This is a genomic window from Paenibacillus amylolyticus, assembly GCF_003719335.1.
In the GTDB taxonomy this organism is placed as follows: Bacteria; Bacillota; Bacilli; order Paenibacillales; family Paenibacillaceae; genus Paenibacillus; species Paenibacillus amylolyticus_D.
The window spans coordinates 1-915 of record NZ_RIAS01000044.1; the positions used below are offsets into that span (position 1 = coordinate 1).

A 915-nucleotide genomic window follows, 5' to 3' on the forward strand; every position below is an offset into this window, starting at 1 on the left:
TGAGGCGTGCCCAGCAAAGCACGCATCTTCTAGCCGGTGAAAGTCCGGTCGCAGGAGGGGCCAAGCCCCTGCGTAGCTAGGATATTTGCGTATGGCGAAATCTGTGCGTAAAAGCATATCGGCAAAAGTACCTGTCAGAGACAAAGCGAGCGACATGCCAGGCCGTAACATCAAGTGAATTCTGCCGCATCGTCAAAAAGGCCTCGCAAGAGGGACAAGAGGAAGCCGAGTCGCGCTCATATCGACGAAGGTCAAGGAAACTGTTTGGAACTTGGAGCGACAGCGGAGAATCCTCCGGCGTAAAGGGAGCGGCATGGTCTGAAAGAGGATGCAGTGAACTGGGGAGACCCTCCCCCACACGGGATTTTTTTTAACCCCCGTAAAGAGACGCTCTATAAGTCCAAAAGACGAAGTGAAACGTCTGTGGGAAGGGAGTCCGAGGGGCTCATAGTACCGAAGAACCCAAGGACAACATAACCTTGGGGAGGGAAGGAGCCCTACTTTGTTTATGCTTTTGGAGGAGGTACGAGTGAGTGAATGCCAACCGGCTAACAACACCAAAGGAAAAAGTTCAACAACTCCAAGAAAAGCTAGGTCATGTGGCCAAGGAGAACAAGAAGCGTAAATTTCATGCTCTGTACGGCAAAGTCTACCGCTCCTACAGCCAAAAGAGATTAGCGAAGCTGGACTGGTATATGTTGCAACGGTTAACCCGGTGGTACGCGAAGAAGAGACAACGCAGAAAATGGATAGGTTCAATAGCCGAGGTGAAGTACATCGCCAGTCAATATGAATTAAAAACGCTATTGTAATCTGCATGCCCATGAATGACAAACATCGGAAAGCCGTATGAGGGAAAACCTCACGTACGGTTTGATGAGGAGAGGCCGGGTTTTGCCCAGCCTTTTACTCTAG

Annotated in this window: 1 protein-coding gene; it reads left to right on the plus strand. The window is 50.3% G+C overall.

Annotated elements, in window-relative coordinates; all coding sequences use genetic code 11:
- The first annotated feature begins 533 nt into the window (after window positions 1–533).
- Window positions 534–812, plus strand: a complete 279-nt coding sequence (locus EC604_RS30745) for a hypothetical protein (RefSeq protein WP_123067463.1) — start codon at window positions 534–536, stop codon at window positions 810–812.
- Window positions 813–915: the final 103 nt, after the last annotated feature.